Annotated in this window: 1 pseudogene; it reads right to left on the bottom strand. The window is 58.3% G+C overall.

Annotation, left to right across the window (positions count from 1 at the left end):
• Positions 1 to 21: 21 nt before the first annotated feature.
• Positions 22 to 223: pseudogene (locus tag AF337_RS45785) on the bottom strand (cupin); the annotation flags it as partial.

The following is a 223-nucleotide window of genomic DNA, read 5'->3' as shown; positions in this document are numbered from 1 at the left end:
ATCGGTCACTGTGCCCGATGACTACCGCCATTTCTCCGTGAGAAATCCTGACGATCCTTGGACGGGGTCGGTATGGGGCAGGGGGACTGACGAGATTTTCGCCAGCATTTCGCTTGAGGGAGCGGACGTCTGAATGTCGGCATGCTGTCCCTTAGGATAAGCGCCTACCACCTGGAAGTCCGACGTGCAGCCGAGATTTCGGTGCCCTGTTCCGGCTGGAAGT

The organism is Rhizobium ecuadorense, from assembly GCF_001187535.1.
Lineage (GTDB): Bacteria > Pseudomonadota > Alphaproteobacteria > Rhizobiales > Rhizobiaceae > Rhizobium > Rhizobium ecuadorense.
This window is presented reverse-complemented; position numbering and strand designations above follow the sequence as displayed.